Source organism: Geminocystis sp., from assembly GCF_041753295.1.
Lineage (GTDB): Bacteria > Cyanobacteriota > Cyanobacteriia > Cyanobacteriales > Cyanobacteriaceae > Geminocystis.
The window spans coordinates 14,117-33,411 of the sequence record NZ_JBGSUU010000064.1; the positions used below are offsets into that span (position 1 = coordinate 14,117).

The window sequence follows — 19,295 nt, forward strand, 5'->3', positions numbered from 1 at the left end:
TGAATAAAATTTTATGTCAGATAAACTAATAGAAAACATTGAAAATATTGGATTATTTACACAAATAAAAGAAGACTGGATTGCCCACGGAAAAGATTGGACAAAACCAGGATTTCGTGCTGTTGCTATCCATCGTTTTGGCAATTGGCGGATGAATATTGAGCCAAAAATATTACGAGCTCCTTTTAGTATTTTATATAGAATGTTATTTCGTAAAGTACGCAATACCTATGGCATAGAACTACCTTACACAGTGGTATTAGGAAGGAGAGTTATTATTGAACATCAAAGTGCTATTGTCATTCATGGCAACGCTTTCATCGGTGATGATTGTATTATTCGTCAAGGTGTAACTATAGGTAATCGTTATCTTGATCGTCCGTTAGAAGCTCCAAAATTAGGTAAAAAAGTCAATATTGGGGCAGGAGCAAAACTTTTTGGTAATATTACTATTGGCGATAACGTTAATATTGGTGCGAATGCAGTAGTTTTAAATGATATACCAGAAGGCAATACAGCAGTGGGTATTCCTGCAAGGATAATTTTTCCAAAAGAGAGATAATTCAGTTTTTAATTTATTTATGATTATCGCTCTATTTTCTTATTCTTTATGTAAAATTTTGACTAAAGTATTAATAAGTTTTTTATTTTTTAGATCATAATAAAATCAATTGTATTGTGAAAATTAAATATTTCTTAATATTTATTATATCTATTAATCGTTAAATTACGATATATTCAAATAAATTAAAATTGTTCAATTATTATTTATAAGTAAAAATGGTCACTAAATCTCAACATCCTCTTATAGTTATTGGTATTGATGCCGTTCAACCATCATTACTTGAAGAATGGATGTCTAAAGGATTTTTACCCCATATATCTAGTCTGCTTGATAGAGGAAGTTATGGGCATTTAGAGAATTTTCGAGACTCTAATGTCGAAACTGCTTGGACAACTGTTGCTACTGGTTGCGCTCCTCAAACAACGGGATTTTGGGGAATGATGGGATTAAAAGAAGATACTTACGAAACTGAAACTCGTGGAGCTTATAATTTTCAAGAATATCCAGCTTTTTTCTCTCACTTAAAAGATTATCGGATAGCTACGTTTGATGTACCACAATTAAGAATATCCCCAGACATTAATGGAATTCAAATGGGAGGATGGGGAGCTCATTCTCCTCAAGTACCTAGTTCTTCCGTACCTGAATCTTTTTTTAATGAGATTATTTCTAAACATGGTAATCACCCGGGTTTACATGATGATTATGCAGCTTGTTTAGATTTAGAGCAAACCTTAGCTATAGAGAAAAGACTATTAACGGGTATTGCCAGACGTTCAGCAATTTGTCAAGATTTGTTAACCAGAGAGCCTTGGGATTTATTTTATACTGTTTTTGGAGAATCTCACGGAGGAGGACATCTTTTTTGGCACTTAAGTCAACCCGAACACCCACTCTATGAATTTTTTAGATCCAAAATTGATCATGATCCTTTACTGAATACTTATCAAGCTATTGACAAAGCTATTGGGGAAATACTTAAAGTTGCTCCTCCTCATGCCAATATAGTTTTATTTTCAGCTCATGGTATGGGTACAGCACAAATTGACTTACCTAGCTTTGTTTTTTTACCAGAATTACTCTATCGTTATAGTTTTCCCGGTAAATATGCTCTAGGTTATAGTGATCCTTCCGAACCCATACCATCAATGATCACTACCATGAAGTGGAATTATTGGGAAAGACATATCTGGGGAACAAAATATGACTCTAATTCCTTCCGTCGTTTTTTACGCAATGAACTTCCCAGTAAACTATTTAATCTCTTTGCGCCATGGATTGATCCTATCAGTGAAAATGATTTGATTTTTGATACCTCATTAAGAAAACAAGGTGAAACAGTAGTTCCTTGGTGTCCTGCCCAATGGTATAAGCCTTTATGGTCAAAAATGAAAGCCTTTGCTATTCCTAGCTTTGCGGAAGGTTATGTAAGAATTAATCTCAAAGGAAGAGAACCTCAAGGCATTGTTGAACCTGATGAGTATAATACAGTTTGTGACGAAATTTCTGAACTTCTTTATTCTCTTAAAGATGCTCGTAACGGTCTTCCCATGGTAACTCGTATTGTTCGTACTCGGGAGAATAGTAGCGATCGCAATCCTAAATTACCTGAAGCAGACCTCATAGTAGTATGGAGAGATGAACATATGACGGATGTTGTCGAAACTCCCGACTATGGAAAAATCGGACCTTTTCCCTTTTATCGTTCAGCAAGTCATCGAGAAAAAGGTTTCATCTTAGCTTGTGGAGAAAATATTGCGAAAGGTGAAAAATTACCAGATCATCACGTTTTAGATTTGCCTCCCACAATTCTTCACCTCATGGGTGCAATTATTCCTGAACATTTAGAAGGAAAATCAATATTTTAAACAAATTTAATTAGATTTAAAATAAGGGAGAATATTGTTTATAATGAGGAGCAATTTAGTAAATAATTATGGGTCAAAAATGAACATTAAAAAGATCTTACTTCTAATCACTACGGGATCATTAACCAGTTGTTTAAGCACTATTTTTCATTCTTCTTCAGCAAATGCTCTTATTCTTTTTAATTCGTCGTCCTCTAATGTTCAACAAGCAGATAATTTTTGGAATAAAAGTACAACATTTTTGCCAGAACAAAACGACAACAAGATTTTTGGATTTAATGAAGTGAGTAACATAACCTTACCCAGAAATATTGGTATTCAAGAATCATTTCAAAATATTCAAAATCGTTGGGATACTCGTTGGAATACTACAAACAATACTGGTTTTAGTCAATTTATTCAACAAGGAATGAGAATATCTAGTCATATGATTTACTGGAGTTCAACAGGAGGTCCCAGTCTAAAAACAATACAAGCTGATATTTATTTTAGTGGCATAATATTAGGTCTTGTAGGAGATTTTCGTTTATTCACTCTTGATAATGACTTATTTGCACCAAATCGTATTTTAACAACAAGGAATACACCGACTACAGGCTTAGAAGGAGTCGAAAAGATAGACGGAAATTTACCTGTTGATATTGTAACTCTTTTAGCTCCAAATGCGATTAGATTAGATTGGAAAACTTATAACGGAGTAGATCCTTTGCGAGTATATACTTTAGAGAGTGTACCTGAACCTTTAACAATTATGGGTAGCGGCTTAGGGTTAGGTTTTGGGTTTCTGTTTAAACGTAAATCAAAGAAAATGGCTAAAAAAGAAGATTCTACTAACTAAATTAAGAGATTATTTCTAAAGAAGATTGTTAATAAACAAACATTAACTAATTTTTTATTTCTTTTAAGGATAAAAGTTAAGTACAGATAGGATAAGATTGTTAGTGAATTTTTAAGATCATGAGTTTCTCTTGCAAAAAAACATACATTTAAAAATGCTAAAAAAAACAATCAAAAATATTATTTATCCTCTTATAAAATCACCACCTAATTTTTTGATTATTGGAACACAAAAAGGTGGTACAACTTCTTTGGCTAGATATTTAGAAGAACATCCTCAAATAATACCTAATAATAGTTGGAAAGAAGTTCGATATTATGATGTATCAGAAAATTATAATAAAGGTTGGGGATGGTATTTAGGAAATTTTGCTTTTAAATGGCAAACAAAAGATTTGTTAACCTTTGATGCTACCCCTAATTATTTATATTTTTCAAACATACCAGAATTAATAAAAAAAGATTTTCCACAAATTAAAATGATCGTTTTATTAAGAAACCCCGTTGATAGGGCTTATTCTGGTTGGCAAATGTATCATAGTTTTGGAAATAATAGTTATCAGATGTTAAAAGATATTACCGATTATCGTAGTTTTTCTGAGGCTATTAAAGAAGAATTGAATCCAGCATTAAATACGGCTAAATATCCTTATAATTATATTAATCGTGGGAAATATGTTCAGCAATTAGAAAATTATTACCGCTATTTTGACAAAGATAATCTTCTTATATTAGATTTTGAAATGCTAAAAAATAATTTAGATTTATTACTTAATCAAGTTTGTGATTTTTTAGAAATAGAAAAGTTTTCCAGTTCACAATTAAATAAATTAAAAGAAGAAAAGCATAATGTAGGTAAATATCAAAAAACTGACGAAGATAAAGAAACTATAGAATTTTTAATTGAATATTTTAAACCTTTTAATGAAAAACTATACGAACTTTTAAATTATAGTTATAACTGGTAATTTTTGATTAATATAGCTAAATTATCAAACTTTTAATTATACCTTTTGTAAAATAAAATTAATTTTAATGTCCATTCGTGTTGGTTTTTTTTCAGTTAATAATTATTTAGATAAGACTTCTTTTTCTGGTGCTTTATATTATATGTATCAAGCACTGGCAAAACAAGATGTTACGATTACTAATTTAGGAACTCCTCAAAAACCTTTTTTAGGTTTAAATATCATCAAAAAAGTAAAAAAATTACTCAAAAATAATATAATAAATACATCAAAAAACCTCTCTGATGATGATAATTATCAAGATTTTATTACCATAGTTCACAAACAATTAGAAAAAAATAATTGTGATTTAATTTTTGCTCCTATCGCTAGTAAAGAGTTAAGTTTTTTAAAGAGTAATTTACCGATTATTTTTTTATCTGATGCTACTCCAGAATTAATTAAAAATAGCTATCAAATTTATAAAAACGAAAAAGAATATTCTTTAGCGTGTGAAACAGAATTAATGGCCATATCAAAAGCACAAACATTGATTTACACTTCTCAATGGGCGGCAGATTCTGCTGTGTCTAATTTTAATGCAGATCCAAATAAAATTAAAATTGTTTGCCTAGGTGCTAATTTAGATTTTACTCCTCCCGTATCACAAATATATGAAAAATTAAACTCTTCCAAGTTGAGATTATTATTTATTGGTGGTAATTGGAAAAGAAAAGGAGGAGATATTGTTTTGGAAACATTTAATTCCTTGATACGGTTTGGTATTGATGTTGAATTAGTGATAGTTGGTGCTATACCTACAAATGCGGTGAATGATTCTCGAATTGTCACTATTCCGTTTTTGAACAAAAATAAACCATCAGACTATAAAAAATATGTTAATTTATTTAGACAATCACATTTTTTAATTTCTCCTACCCGTGCAGATTGTTCTCCTCTTGTTTTTAGCGAAGCAAATGCTTATGGTGTACCTGCCATAACTACAAATATAGGCGGAATACCAGATTTGATCAAAGAAGGTATAAATGGTTATACATTACCATTAAGTGCATCTGGTGATAAATATGCTCAATTAATCTTAGATATTTTTAATGATCAAAAAACCTATAAATTATTAATAGAATCTTCTCGAAAGGAATATGAAACAAGATTAAATTGGGATGTATGGGCGCAACAAATACATTCAATTATGGCACAGAGTATTGATAAAGTTAAATAAAATTATCTCGAATGTGTTGCCATGTCATGGATAAACCTTCTTTAAAATCTATTTTTGGTTGCCAATTATAAATTTTTGAAGCTAATTTATTACAAAGAATATTAACTTTTACATCACCGTCACGAGGGGGAATAAATTCTCGCTTAATATTTATCTGAGTAACTTCTTCAATGGCTTCTATTACTTCCATAATACTATGACCAGTACTGGAGGAAATATTAATAATAGAAGATCCCGTTTTTTGAGAAGCTAAAATTAAAGCATTAATAACATCATCTATGTATATATAATCTCTAATTGCTTCTCCTTTTCCATAGATTTTTATAGTTCTATCGTAACAGACACATCCCATGGCAACTGAAATAATACCTTGTACTCCTAGAAGTTTTTGCCCCGCTCCAAATGGATTAGAAATTCTTAAGATATTTACGTCTAAATTAGTTGAACGAGCATAAAAATTGAGGTAATTTTCAATGGTTAATTTACTTTGTCCATACATAGATGTTGGATTTAAAGGATGAGATTCGGTAATGGGAATGTCTTTAGGTTCTCCATAAATAGTACCTCCAGAGGAAGCATAAACAACTTTTTTGACGTTATTAGTTAAACATAGTTCTATTAAACGAATTGTGGGAATTAAATTAGAAGAAATATCATAAACATTACTTTCTCTTGTGGTATTTGGGAAAGTTGTTGAAATTAAATGAAAAACAATATCAACTCCTTGAATGGCTTTTCTTATGGCAAAATCATCCATAAAGTCTCCATAAACTACTTCTGTGGAGTCTAAAATATCATTGATATTATTAAGAGAGGAACTTGAACGGGTGAAAATTCTTGGTTTATGCCCTTTATTAACTAAAGATCGGGCTAAATTTCCCCCAATAAAACCAGATCCTCCTAAAATTAAATATTTAGTCATGATTTGTGTATGCTTAAATTTTATGTTTTTTCTTCTTCTATTTAAGATACATTAAATTTGATTTTTAGCTTCTTCCGTGAGAGGTTTCTCCACTCTGACTTTAATAAAAAAGTCCCATAAAATCAGCGTGGTATAAATTACGGTCAAAATAAAATACCAGTTTAATAAAATTCTCTCTTAATCAATAGTCTAATTATTTCACGGAATATCAAATCATGATACTGACAATATATTCTGATATTACTAAAAATATTAAACCTAATTTAATGTTAAGTTTTGTTACACTGAGAATAAGTAATTTTTGCCATAATCACTCAATATCATGACTTTAGCAGAACCGTTGAACAAAAAAGACCAAAATACCTCCCAAAGCCTCCCTATCGGTGGTACAGACTCAGATAAATTCAATTATAAAGAGGTATGGTATCCCTTATTTTTCCTCGATGATTTACATAAAGATAAGCCGAATCGCTTTACTTTGTTAGAGGAAGATTTGGTGATTTGGTGGGATAAAATGGAGCAACAATGGCGGGTTTTTGCGGATATGTGTCCTCATCGTCTTGCACCACTAAGCAGTGGTAGAATTAATGATCATGGTTTATTAGAATGTCCTTATCATGGTTGGACTTTTTCAGGAAAAGGTAGTTGTGAGTCAATTCCTCAGCAACCTTCAGGGGAGAAACGACATGAATCTTCTCGCGCTTGTGTGAAATCCTATCCGAGTGCGATCGCTCATGATATGTTATTTGTGTATATAGGAAATGCCGACAATGCGCCTTTAACTCCCATGCCTATTATCGAACCTTTGACGGAAAATGAGGAAAAATGGACTATTTTAAAAACTTTTCGGGATATTCCCTATGATGCCTTAACCCTCTTGGAAAATGTTTTAGATGCTAGTCATGTGTCTTACACTCATCATGGTACAGTAGGAAATAGGAAAAATGCCGCACCTGTGGAATTGGAAGTAAAAACCACTGATAGACAGGGATTCACTGGATTTTGGGCTGAAGGACCCAGAAAAGGGCGACTAGGAAGTCAAGCTACCACTTTTATCGCTCCAAATTTAATGTGGCATGATTTAACCTCAAAACAACTAGGACGCACCATGACGGTGGTTTATGCTACTCCTATTAGTAAGGGAAAATGTCGAGTTTTTGCGTTACTTCCTTTTCAATTTGCCTCGAAAATACCTCAATTTTTTATTAAATTAACTCCTCAATGGTATTCTCATCTTAATCAAAATACAATCCTTGAAGATGACCAAATATTTTTACATTACCAAGAAAGATATTTAGACAAATTAGGGGGAAGTGAAAAGTTTAATAAAGCCTTTTATTTGCCTACTAAAGCTGATTTATTTGTCAGTGAATTAAGAAAATGGGTTATTAAATATAACGCAGATTTATTTCCTCATCAAAAATTCCCTGAAACTCCTAATCATGATCAATTAATTGAAAGATATTATTCCCATACTCAACACTGTAAAAGCTGTAGCAATGCTTTAAAGAATGTTAAAAAAATTCGCTTTACCACTTTAATTATTTTGGGAATTTTATGGTCATTAATTCCTGTTATTTTTCTTTATATAGATAATTTACCTAGTGGTATTATCACGATAATATCGATTATAAATTTAATTAGTTTTGCTCTATATTTATATTTAGGAAAATTAGAAGCTAAATTTTATCACGGCGAAAAAAATCCTTCTCGAAATAAATAAAATCTAGGTTAGGTGAGAGAGTGTATATCGTAAGTAAGTAAAATTAATTGTATATTTACTTTATGATCATGCACTCATAGGTAGGTAAGAGACAACAAAGATTATTAGTTATTTAATTTTAAAATATATGATCTCTAAATGCTTTTATATCTATAAAGTGTTTTTGTGCATAAAAAGATAGAGAGCTTTACTTTCACCTTAACTTCAATGCTCTCTATTTTAACAACTTAACTCACCTAAAGATGATTAATTAATTCCCGTTTAGGATAATAATTAAACAGTTTCTTTTACGGAATAAGTAAAGGGAAAATTACTTTGTAATTGGATTAATTCATCTCGATGAGCTTGAATGGTAATGACTGTATCAGAAGATTTTTCAGTATTATTATCTAATCTAAAAGCGACTTTCTCGATTTTTTTTGCTCCTTTCCAATAGAAAAAACCAGCTAAAGGTGCAAGTATTAATAAGCCTAAAAATAGATTATTTTCAGTGGCAAATAACATGGATAAAACTAAAGCGAAACAAAATAAACCACAAGCAGCTAATAAACTTAAAAATAAGGCTAAAAAAATACTTGGATAAACCATTCCCTCTAAGGTTACTTTATTAGTTTCGGTGTCTATAGCCTTTACTTGATAAGATCTTTTTTGAAAATAATCTCTTAAATAACTAAGAATATTATCTTCGGTATCTTCACAGGCAATAGTAACAATTTCTGTACGATCTTTTATACTTCCTTTAATGAAGAAAAACAAGCCAATCATTAACAAAATTGTCAGAGATAAAATAGAAATCATAAATAATTAGTAATGAATATTTAGAGAATGTTTATAATTAATAGCGGTGATTAAATAGTTTTTGAAGATTTATAATAATTGTGGTAATTCGAGCGATAATATCCCCCTTGATCATTATATTTGATTCCGTTAGCAACAATACCCAAAAAAGGAATATGAGACATTTTTAATTGCTCTGTAACTTGCTGTAGTTCTGTTCGTTCTATTTTACCTAATTTAACCACTAAAACTAAACCATTAGTATTTGGTGCAATAATTTTAGCATCGGAGAAACCCAAAACCGATGGACTATCAAAAATAATTAAATCAAATTGTTGAGATTTTTTTAACTGTTTGATGATTTCCTGCATTTTTTGAGAATGTAATAAACGAGTAGGATCTGGTGGTATTTGTCCTGCGGTGATGACAGATAAATTTTCCCATTGAGGTACTTCTTTAATGGCTGAGTTTAAGTCAAATCCCATAGCTAAAACATTGCTTAAGCCGTTATCGTTATCTATTCCCATCAGGCGATGTAATTGCGGTAATCGCAAATCCGCATCGATTAATAATACTTTTTGTCCCATTGCAGCCGCCCCTTGTGCTAAATTGAGGCTGATGGTTGATTTACCTTCGGCGGGATTTCCTGAAGTAATGACTAATGAATTGACAGAAGAATCCGAACCTAATAAGCTAACATTGGTATAAAGATTACGAAAAGACTCAATCCAATAAGATGATGTATATTCTTGAGATTGGGGAGTTTTCGGCATCCCACTAAGGTTTGATTCCACCGTAGTATTAAAAGATGGTAAGGCTTTACGAATTACATCTTCTACAGAATGAATGTTTTTATGAATGGGAATTTTTCCTAAAATTGGTTGTTTTGTTACTTCTTTTAATTGTTCTAATGTATGAATTGAACCGTCTAATTTATCTACTATTAAAGATGTTATTATACCTAAAATTAAACCGCCAATAAATCCTATAATTAGATTATTTCTTGGGATAGGATAAATAGGATCTTCAGGAATTTTCGGAGGAGTAATTACTTTCCAATTTACTGTTTTTTGTGCTTGTTCTAATTCTAATTTTTCTCTAGTTTCTAAAAATCGTTTTAAACTATCAGTATTAGATTGCAATTCTCTTTGTATATCTGTATATTGTCTTGTTAAAATAGGCATTTGTTGAACACGTTTATTAAGATCTTCTAATACTGTTTTAAAGCTATTAACTTTTGTTTCTAACATCTTAATTTCGTTCACTTTTAACAATAATTCTTCTGTTAATTTCGTCCGAATTTGATTTGGTGAAGATAAGGTAATTGATTGTTGTATGGTAATATCTCCAAATTGTTTTGATAACAAATTTTGACTTTCTTGTTTTAATAAATTAGTAAGATTTTCTCTTTTTTCTTGTAGAGTAATAATCTGTGGACTTTCATCGGTATAAATTGCTGATTGTACTGCTAATTCTACTTCTAATTCTTGTAATTGTTTTAAGAGATTTTGATACTTTGGTGATTCGGTTAAATAGTTAGCCGCTATGGCTTGTTCTGGAGATAAATTTAATTGTTTTTGGATATTATTATAAGCAGAATTTGCTTGTTTTAATTGAACTTGAGTAGAAAAATATTCTTTCTCTATATCTATTAATTGTTGTGTTAATTCTGTGGCTTTAATTTGGGGATCAATAAAACCATATTCTTGTCTTAAAGTTTGTAATTGAGTTTGTAAAGAAGTTACTTTATTTTGTAATTGGGGTACTTGAAGACGAACAAATTTTAAACCTTCATTAATATTATTTTTATTTTCTGCTAAATTATTTTCTAAATAACTTGTAGCTATTTTATCTAAAACAAATTTAATTTTTTCTGGGTTTTTATCTTTAAAAGATACTTCAACTATTTTAGTATTTTCTAATTTTTTAATACTTAAATTTTCTAATTTTTCAAGGTTAATATCATTATAAATATCTGGATATTTAACAGAAACTTCTTCTAAAATAGGCATTAAAATACTCGCACTGCCTAAAATTTCTATCTCTGTATTGTAATCAATAAGTGAAGGTTGAGATGGAGATAATGTTTGGTTGATATTATTATTATTATTTCCTTGAGCTTTTTCCTGAGATTTTTCCAACAATAACATGAATTTTCCCTGATAAATAGGGGATTGTTGATAAGTCCAAAAACCTACTATGGCAGTCACCCCAATGGTAACGGTAGAAAAAACTAACCAACGTCTTTTAATAAAAGAGAAAACCTGAGAAAAACCATCAGGATGATCTAATTCTATATCAGATTTTTTTGACATCATAGAAAGAGAAGGAATAATATTATTTTCTTGAGCTTGAGGATTATTATTAATAGATTTTAATGGAGAATTTGAGTTTTTTTTCTTAAACATTGTATTGATAATTGACCATGAATAGTTAACACTGAAAAAGTGGAAATAATAAAAAGTTATAACACATTTACTATGGACTAATTATTTTAAAATAAATTAAAAAATTTTTTAGTTGTTATCAAATACATTAAATAAATTTAACACAGAAAAAGTTCTACCAATAGGTCCTAAAATAGTCTCAACACTGTCAGTAAATGCCGTAATACCATTTCTATTGACAATAATAACATCATTATTTTTCAGGATAGGATTTGTTTCCTCATTAACTCCAATGGATAAATTGATAGATATATTTCTTTTAACTACTGTACCGTTAGGATTAACTCTCACTAATTGAACCATTGTACTATCAGCACGACGTTCATCAAAACCACCAGAAGCTAAAATAGCACTATTTAATGAAGAATTAGGAGTTATTTTTAAAGCCCCGGGTTGCCTAACAGATCCTATCACATTGACGATGATTTCATTGGGAGAAAAATTAGCGGAGGCGATTTTTTGGGCTTCGGTGGGATCAAGTTCTTCTGCTCTTGGCACTATAATTGTGTCACCATTGCGTAGAATAATGTCTGTATTAACATCTCCAGCTTCTAACATTTCCCATAAATTAATTTTAATATTTTGTTCTTCTCCATCTCTAGTGGTACGATTAACCACTACTTCTCGAATATTTGCCATTTCTCGAATACCGCCACTTTGTTGTAATGCGATAGTGAGCCTAGGAGGACCTGTTTCAATGGGTACAGTATAAGCACCCGGGCGATTCACTTCACCGATAACGGTAACGCTAGGAGGTTGAGCATATTTAATTCCAAAACTAGCATCGGCTAATTGACGATATTCCACCGCATCAATAGTTTCTTTTTTCGGTACAATAACGACATCTCCGTCTCGTAAATCTAAATCTTGAGATAAATCTCCTTGTTGTAACAATTGCCAAAAGTTAACGGTATAAATTCTTTCTCCATTATTATCACTTCTTTTAAGTTGAATATCTCTGACGTTAGCTGATACCGTTAAACCCCCTGCTTTTTCTAATAAATCGGTAATTTTTGGTCGTTTTCTATCTCCTAAGTCTGGATTTAAAGTATAGTTACCCGGTGCATTTACTTCCCCGGCAATGGCTAATCGTAAAGGTCTTTGCGCTAAAAGTGATACAGTGACAATGGGACGTTTTAAAAAACGTGCATATTCTTTGACAAAAAGTTCGTTTACTTGTTGAATAGTCTTACCTTTAACATTAAAAGTACCAATAAGAGGAACAGTCACAGTACCGTCAGTAAAGATAATAAATTCACCCCCTTGATCTGGTAAATCAAATACGGTAACTTTGATAACGTCACCCGGTGCTAAAGTATAGGCAGTAACTTCTGGTATAATGGCTGAGGAGTTAGAAGATAATGAAGGTTCAAGAGGTTTTAATGAAGGACGTGGAGAACTTTTTGAGGTGGTTTGTGCTGAAGAATTACTGATAATTAATAATTGTATCGGCACATAGACAGTCATAACAAAAATGAATTTAGTTAGTTTTATATTCATAAAGATAAAAATTTAGCCATAGAATTTAATTTAGCAGTTTAATCATAATTGATCATAAACTCAAATACATTGTTCCTCTATTTTCTTATTTATAGTTTGATCACTTTGAAATAAAATACATCAATCATGGCTCAAAAACAAAAATTTCCTTATCTTTTAGGCTCAAAATGGACTGCCAAACAAAAAAGTTGGGGATGGCGACATTTTGAAGTAATTAATCGTAAAAATGAAGATAAATGGGTATTTGCTGAAATGAAGGCTTCTTGTGATGATAGTGTCCGCTTTTGGATTAATGCAAAACAATTGAAAGATAGAGATTTATGGACTCCGGGTTGGATTACCTTAGAAATGATTAATTCTATTTAGGGTTTGCTTATAAAAATAAGAAAGCTAATCAGCCGTCAGTTATCAGCTATTATCAAAGGTTAATCTTAACTATACCTAAAAGCTGAAGGCTAAAACTACTCCATCACAATAAAAATACTATGAGGTAAACCCTCTTTAACTGAGATCTTGCACTAGATCAAAAATACTTAATAAGCAAAAGTAAAAAATCAATTTTAGTATAGTTTGAGTCAATTTTAATCCCTTTGCCCCTTGCTCCTTGCCCCTTGCCCCTTGCCCTTTGTGGAAATAGGTTGCGAGATTTAAGTTTAAGTGTTGTGATGCAATTTACTATAAACTTGACATTGTTGTAATGTTTTTATCAGTCTTACTCCTTGATGACGATATACATTAAAGGGTAAAACTTGAGGTGTATTTTCTATGGTTTCTCTGGCTATTTTTAATGGACAACCAGTAATTCTAGCTATAACATTTGTACCTTCAAAAATACTCATATCAGATTTTGCCGCAGTGATTTCTATTTGCCACTGTTTAGGTTTAATTTTTCCTTGTTCAATACTTTTTAAACTTTCAATGGTAGCTAAAATAATTAGGCGATCGCCATTAGCTAAAAGGGTATCATCAGAAGGCATTGAAGTAAAATTATAACTACCATTAGCACGATAAAAAACAGGAATAACTCCGTATCCATAAGCAACATCGGATAGTAATAAGTTATTGAGGGTATCTCCTGTAGTAATTTGATATTCTGTCACTAAAATAGTTTGTTGATCAAAACGATATAATTGTAAGATATTTTCGCCAAAAGCTGCCCCTGTAAAAGCCTCTGCTGCCACTTCATAGGCACTAATAACGGAAGCACAAGGTAATAGTTGAGTTAAATTATCACTGAAATCATCTCCATTAGTACGAATAACAATATTGAGATTAGAATTAATATTTTGCGCCATTAAAGCTACTTCAAGATTAACAATATCATCATCAGTAACAATAACAATACTCTTAGCTTTTTCTAAATTTGCACTAGGAAGAATATCTTGTAATTTACCAACAATTAAAGGAAAATTTAACCATTGAGAAACTTCTATATTTGAGTTTAAACTAATGGCTAATACAGATTGTTTTAAGTTTTTGAGTTGCTCTGCAATTTGTTGTCCTATTCTACCAAAACCGATGATAACGATATGATTTTCTGTAGGAATAGCAGGTTTTTTTGTGGTAAATTGAAATTGAGAAGATAATAAAGCCTGTGTTAATAAAGCATATAAAACCCCCACAAAAGCTGTTCCAGTTAGGGTTAAAAGTAAACTAAAAAACTGTAACCATTCTGGTACAGAATCGATGGGTTCGAAGCTATCAAATAAGTCTGAATATCCCCCTAAAAGTAGAATTGAAGTTACATAAAAAGAAGATAAATAACTAGCATTTTCATGATAATTTTGAAATAAAATAGTTCCAGTAATTAATAAAATTAGTGTTATTAAAGAAGAAAAAATTACTACTCCTCTAATCTTTTGTTTACTATTTAACAAGGAAAAATCTTGAACATATGTGACACATTTATTTTTAACTTCATTAATACTATTTAGTAAATTTCTTGAGAAAGATTGATTAATAATTGTCTGGTTTATATTTTGAGAAGAAAGACGAAAATTATCTTCCGTCTCCACACAAATAATTGTATCTTGAGGTAAAATTCGAGTGTAAGGATTCCATTGATTAAAAGTCCGTGAAACTGATTTTGACGGTGGATAGTGACTCAGAATGCGGCGACTACGATTATTTAATTCATCTAAAGATTCATAGTTACACCAAGGATGAAATTGATCAATTTTTACTTTTGTAATTCTAATCTTTTCTTCCTCGAAGATGAAAAAACCTAATATTTCTTCTCCTAAGGCTGATAAAGCGTAAGCATTCGCTGGTAGTTGTGTTGGTTCGTAAGCAATAAAATTACTTAATTGTTCACTCAATAAATTATTCAAATTTTTCTGTGCCGATCTCATTACCAGTCTTGTTTTCTGGTTTAATTGTCTAATGGCAATAGCTGTGGCAACATTTACTTTTTCCGACGTAGTGACAATCAAGGCTGCTCGACATTCTTCTATGTTACTTTGTAATAATATGTTGCGATCGCTACAATCTCCAATAATTAATAAGTCAATCAAAGGTAATAAATCTTTAATGTCATCATTGTGGGGGGGATTTTTTTCAATAACAACAACTTTCACCCCAAATTTTTTTAAAATAGTAACGCAATTTTTCCCTAAACTACCTAATCCGCAAACTAGAAAAGTATCTAACATAAATTAATAATCAACAGTTAATCATAACCATAACAATTAAAAATTAAGATTAGATTAACAATTAAGAGAAAATATGTCTTGATTATTGATCATTAATTTCCCATTATTTCCTATAGCAATTATATTACGATTTCTTTCAAATAAAATAGTACCAATTTTTACGGTAAAATCAGAATGTTTTTGGATATATTTTTGAGCATTATCTTCAATTCGATTAGCTATAAATTGATAAATTTCCTTAGTAAAATTAGTCTTATTTTCTTGATCAAAATTTTGCAAAATTTGTAAAGCTGACTCTGTAGTTTCTGCTATAAATATTTGTTTAATAATACTATTTGGTAACTCTAAATAAGCACCAATCGCCGTTAATATTTCTAATCTTCCATCCGCTAAATGATGATGAGTATGAAAAATATTTCCTGCTAATTTAATTAATTTACCATGATAACCTAATAAAATTACTGACTTAATTTGTGCCACAGAAGCACTTACTAACATTGAGCCTAACCAGTTAGCGGTTTTAATTAATTGCTCAGAATTAAACCCTAATTTAAGTGCTAAATCTAAGCCATTTTCACCAATACAGAATACTAAATTATCAAATTTTTTCGCTTTATTAAATAACTCTTCTTGATATAAATCTAACTGTTTTTTACTTGTTAAAGGTTGTGAAATTCCCGTTGTACCTAATAATGATAAACCTTCTATTACTCCAAAAGCAGAGTTAGAAGTTTTTTGAGCAAGTCTTTTTCCTTCAGGTAAAATTATTTCTACATCCACAATTGCCGTAATATTTAAGTTGTCTAATAAATTTTTTTCTAAGAGTTTTTGAGCATAAGAATAAATAGCAGATTTTCCTTCTAAATTAACAATTTTTCCAACTCCTTCCCCTCCATTAATTCTTAATTTAGTTTCATGATTTGGAGTTAAAGTCACTATAGCCCATATAGGTGTATCACGAGTTAAATCTAAATTATCTCCCGGATTTGATTTAGTAATAGCTAAGGCTTGATTATCACTTATTTTTGCGATTTGCTCAACTTTAATAGTGGCAATTTCAGAGGGTTTAATTAAGTCAATTTCTACTTGATTATTTTGATAATTATTTTGTAAATATTGTAAAGCAGCCACCGCCGAAGCAGTAGCAAAAACAGGTAACGTATAACCAGAATTAACCATAAAATAAAATCATAAATATTACTTTTTATATCAGGCAAATAATTTAAAAAGCAATAGCGTTAATAACATCCTGTCCTAAGTTAACATTATTTAGAAGATCTATTTCCCTAATTCCTGTAGGACTTGTAACATTAACTTCTGTTAAATAACCTCCGATAACATCTATTCCTACAAAAAATAAACCATCTTCTATTAGTTTTGGTGCAAGGATTTCAGAAATATTTAACTCTCTTTCCGTGATGTCTGTTTGAGCTACTCTACCACCTACAGCCATATTTCCTCGAAATTCTTTCCCCGTTGGAATACGATTTACTGCACCAATGGGTTTACCATTTAGTAAGATGATTCTTTTATCTCCTTCTTTTGCTGATGGTAAATATTCTTGTACCATTATCGGTTCTTTTCCTTGTTTTGTGCTAATTTCAATTAAAGAGTTAAAATTGCGATCGCCTTGTTGTAAGAATAAAATACCTTCTCCTGCTTTACCACCAAGGGGTTTGAGAATTAAGGCTTCTTTTTGGGATAGAAAGTCAGCAATGACAGATTTACTCTGAGTAACGATGGTATCAGGAATAACAGAAGGAAATTGTAAAGCATACATTTTTTCATTAGCTGCGCGAATCCCTTGAGGAGAATTGACCACTTTTGTTTTTTTGGGATCAATTAAGTCTAAAATATAGGTAGCATAAAGATAAGGAGTGTTAACAGGAGGATCAGTACGCATAAAGACGGCATTATAAGATTCTAGGGGTAAAAAAGTAGATTCTTCTAATAAATACCAATTTTCTTCTGCTTTCCAGTGATTATCAACTAATTTAACTGGTTTAAGAGTAATTTTTTGTAAATGTGCGTAGGCTTTTCCTCCCACCACACTAAGTTCATTAATGGAGGTAATATAGACTTCATGCCCTAAATTCCCCGCAGATTCCATCATAGCCACACTACTATCATGAGTAGGATCTAATTTAGCTAATGGATCTATAATAAAAGCAAATTTCATATTATTTAAGTGTATTTGTCAAAAGAAGATGTAAAGACTTTTCTAATCTTGTAATAATTTATCTAATTCTCCCAAAGCGTTAATCTCATATAAATCGTCACATCCGCCGATATGTCTATCATCAATAAAAACTTGGGGTACGCTAGTACGTCCATTCGCCCTCTCTGACATTTTCATTCTTCCTTGATTATCCCCATCAATACAATATTCGATAAACTCTACTTGTTTCTGTTTCAATAAAGCCTTTGCACGAATACAGAAAGGGCAACTACTCCAAGTGTAAATTTCTACTTTGGCACTCATATAATTATTAATAATAAAAAGAAGTTATTGTTAAGTATTGTAAACTATAATCTACCAATTCCAAATTATTGATGAATAATTAAAGATTCAAGATTAAATGTATATTTGTTACTATACCGCCAAAGCTGATTATTGATAGCTAACACTTTAAACAAATTTTATTCTTCTATGTTTCGTTTAGCTGTAGAAAAAGATTTTGATACTTTAAGACATATTTATTCTTATACTGTCACAAAACTTGCCCCTAGTTTATATTCTCCTTCACAAGTTATGGCTTGGTCATCAGCACCTGATAATATTAGTAAGTTTCATGATTTTATCTTTGATGCTAATACTTATTTATTAATTGAAAATGACGAAATTATTGGTTTTTGCGGTTTAAAAAATAATGGCTATATTGCCTCTTTCTATATTCATCCTCATTTTACTCGTCAAGGTTACGGCACAAAATTATTATGTTATGTTTTAGATATTGGTATCACACAAGCCGTGAAAAAATTTTACACTGAGGCTAGTTTTTTCTCTCAACCTGTTTTTTCTCGCTGTGGTTTTACTATTTTAGAAATGGAAACAGTTTTTTATGGAGATGTTTCTTTTGAGCGCTATAAAATGGAAAAAATAACTTCCTAGGATAATAACTCATGAGTAACCAAAAAATGAAAGGATTAGCTAAAGAATTAAAAACTCAATTTACTATTATTGGTATTTTTATCGCTATCTTTTGGATTATCGAAATTGTTAACCAAATGTTTTTTGGCGATCGCTTAGATTACTTTGGTATTATACCAAGAAGTGTTGTAGGATTGAGAGGAATAATATTAGCGCCTTTTCTTCATGCAGATTTTCCTCATTTAATAGCGAATACACTACCGTTTGCGGTGTTGGGTTGGTTAGTAATGTTGCAAGAAACCAGTGATTTTTATATAGTGAGTTTATGCTCAATTTTAGTTAGTGGTATTGGTGTCTGGTTATTCGCCCAAACAAACTCTATTACCGTAGGTGCAAGTGGCGTTATTTTCGGTTATTTTGGCTTTTTGATCATGCGAAGTTATTTTCAAAAAAATACACGCTCTATTGCTATATCATTATTAGTCTTTTTCCTTTATGGTGGAATGATTTGGGGTGTATTACCTTCTAATCCTCATATATCATGGTTAGCTCATTTATTTGGTTTTTTAGGAGGAATTTGGGCAGCAAAATTGATTGCAAGAGAAAAAAGCGTCTAAATATATCATAAAATGTCAAAAAGATGACATCCATTAAGTGCTACCTGAACTGGTCATTTTGATTACGACACCTAGTCGTTTACTGATTTCTATCACCAACCCTCGTGGAA

General features: G+C 30.9%; 17 protein-coding genes. 9 read left to right on the forward strand and 8 right to left on the reverse strand.

The features are described 5' to 3' along the window. The first annotated feature begins 13 nt into the window (after nucleotides 1-13). The 5 genes from ACEW8E_RS06475 (at nucleotide 14) to ACEW8E_RS06495 (ending at nucleotide 5,457) form a co-directional block, all read left to right on the forward strand. On the forward strand, nucleotides 14-562 hold the full coding sequence (locus tag ACEW8E_RS06475) for a serine O-acetyltransferase (protein WP_373479520.1): 549 nt from the start codon (nucleotides 14-16) through the stop codon (nucleotides 560-562). Nucleotides 563-780: 218 nt separating this feature from the next. Further along, a complete protein-coding gene (locus ACEW8E_RS06480) occupies nucleotides 781-2,433 on the forward strand; it encodes an alkaline phosphatase family protein (protein WP_373479521.1) in 1,653 nt (550 codons plus the stop codon). A 79-nt stretch (nucleotides 2,434-2,512) separates the two neighbouring features. After that, nucleotides 2,513-3,271 carry a PEP-CTERM sorting domain-containing protein gene (locus ACEW8E_RS06485; protein ID WP_373479522.1) on the forward strand — a complete coding sequence of 253 codons (759 nt, stop codon included), beginning with the start codon at nucleotides 2,513-2,515 and terminating at the stop codon, nucleotides 3,269-3,271. A gap of 154 nt (nucleotides 3,272-3,425) precedes the next feature. Next, nucleotides 3,426-4,238, forward strand: coding sequence for a sulfotransferase domain-containing protein (locus tag ACEW8E_RS06490; protein ID WP_373479523.1), 813 nt, complete (start codon nucleotides 3,426-3,428; stop codon nucleotides 4,236-4,238). A gap of 67 nt (nucleotides 4,239-4,305) precedes the next feature. Then, entirely contained in the window at nucleotides 4,306-5,457 is a 1,152-nt protein-coding gene (locus ACEW8E_RS06495) for a glycosyltransferase family 4 protein (protein WP_373479524.1), read from the forward strand. Here ACEW8E_RS06495 and ACEW8E_RS06500 read toward each other — a convergent pair. Then, complete coding sequence (locus ACEW8E_RS06500) at nucleotides 5,450-6,379, reverse strand: NAD-dependent epimerase/dehydratase family protein (protein WP_373479525.1); 930 nt, start codon at nucleotides 6,377-6,379, stop codon at nucleotides 5,450-5,452. The genes ACEW8E_RS06495 and ACEW8E_RS06500 overlap by 8 nt on opposite strands. A 322-nt stretch (nucleotides 6,380-6,701) precedes the next feature. Between ACEW8E_RS06500 and ACEW8E_RS06505 the strand changes: the two genes are divergently transcribed. Beyond that, complete coding sequence (locus ACEW8E_RS06505) at nucleotides 6,702-8,102, forward strand: Rieske 2Fe-2S domain-containing protein (protein WP_373479526.1); 1,401 nt, start codon at nucleotides 6,702-6,704, stop codon at nucleotides 8,100-8,102. Nucleotides 8,103-8,375: 273 nt separating this feature from the next. On the opposite strand, the gene ACEW8E_RS06510 is transcribed toward ACEW8E_RS06505, so the two are convergent. From ACEW8E_RS06510 to ACEW8E_RS06520, 3 genes are all read right to left on the reverse strand, one after another. Then, a complete protein-coding gene (locus tag ACEW8E_RS06510) occupies nucleotides 8,376-8,900 on the reverse strand; it encodes a cofactor assembly of complex C subunit B (RefSeq protein ID WP_373479527.1) in 525 nt (174 codons plus the stop codon). A gap of 50 nt (nucleotides 8,901-8,950) precedes the next feature. Then, nucleotides 8,951-11,287: a GumC family protein gene (locus tag ACEW8E_RS06515; RefSeq protein WP_373479528.1), complete on the reverse strand. Its 2,337-nt coding sequence runs from the start codon at nucleotides 11,285-11,287 to the stop codon at nucleotides 8,951-8,953. Between the two features lie 108 nt (nucleotides 11,288-11,395). Further along, nucleotides 11,396-12,826 (reverse strand): SLBB domain-containing protein, encoded by a 1,431-nt coding sequence (locus tag ACEW8E_RS06520; protein ID WP_373479529.1) that lies wholly within the window; start codon nucleotides 12,824-12,826, stop codon nucleotides 11,396-11,398. A gap of 126 nt (nucleotides 12,827-12,952) precedes the next feature. Here ACEW8E_RS06520 and ACEW8E_RS06525 point away from each other — a divergent pair, with 126 nt between their 5' ends. Continuing rightward, on the forward strand, nucleotides 12,953-13,192 hold the full coding sequence (locus ACEW8E_RS06525) for a TIGR02450 family Trp-rich protein (protein WP_373479530.1): 240 nt from the start codon (nucleotides 12,953-12,955) through the stop codon (nucleotides 13,190-13,192). A gap of 287 nt (nucleotides 13,193-13,479) precedes the next feature. Here the strand turns inward: ACEW8E_RS06525 and ACEW8E_RS06530 are convergent, their stop codons facing one another. The 4 genes from ACEW8E_RS06530 to grxC are packed head-to-tail and all read right to left on the reverse strand — an operon-like array spanning nucleotide 13,480 to nucleotide 17,959. Continuing rightward, nucleotides 13,480-15,477: a TrkA family potassium uptake protein gene (locus ACEW8E_RS06530; RefSeq protein WP_373479531.1), complete on the reverse strand. Its 1,998-nt coding sequence runs from the start codon at nucleotides 15,475-15,477 to the stop codon at nucleotides 13,480-13,482. A 54-nt stretch (nucleotides 15,478-15,531) separates the two neighbouring features. Beyond that, the gene (cbiD, locus tag ACEW8E_RS06535; RefSeq protein ID WP_373479532.1) at nucleotides 15,532-16,656 is read right to left on the reverse strand and encodes a cobalt-precorrin-5B (C(1))-methyltransferase CbiD; all 1,125 of its coding nucleotides are present in this window, start codon (nucleotides 16,654-16,656) and stop codon (nucleotides 15,532-15,534) included. 43 nt (nucleotides 16,657-16,699) lie between these two features. Beyond that, entirely contained in the window at nucleotides 16,700-17,656 is a 957-nt protein-coding gene (gene gshB / locus ACEW8E_RS06540; protein ID WP_373479533.1) for a glutathione synthase, read from the reverse strand. Between the two features lie 42 nt (nucleotides 17,657-17,698). Then, the gene (gene grxC / locus ACEW8E_RS06545) at nucleotides 17,699-17,959 is read right to left on the reverse strand and encodes a glutaredoxin 3 (RefSeq protein WP_373479534.1); all 261 of its coding nucleotides are present in this window, start codon (nucleotides 17,957-17,959) and stop codon (nucleotides 17,699-17,701) included. Between the two features lie 168 nt (nucleotides 17,960-18,127). Here grxC and ACEW8E_RS06550 point away from each other — a divergent pair, with 168 nt between their 5' ends. Beyond that, entirely contained in the window at nucleotides 18,128-18,589 is a 462-nt protein-coding gene (locus tag ACEW8E_RS06550; RefSeq protein WP_373479535.1) for a GNAT family N-acetyltransferase, read from the forward strand. 11 nt (nucleotides 18,590-18,600) lie between these two features. Continuing rightward, nucleotides 18,601-19,185: a rhomboid family intramembrane serine protease gene (locus ACEW8E_RS06555; protein WP_373479536.1), complete on the forward strand. Its 585-nt coding sequence runs from the start codon at nucleotides 18,601-18,603 to the stop codon at nucleotides 19,183-19,185. Nucleotides 19,186-19,295 lie beyond the last annotated feature (110 nt).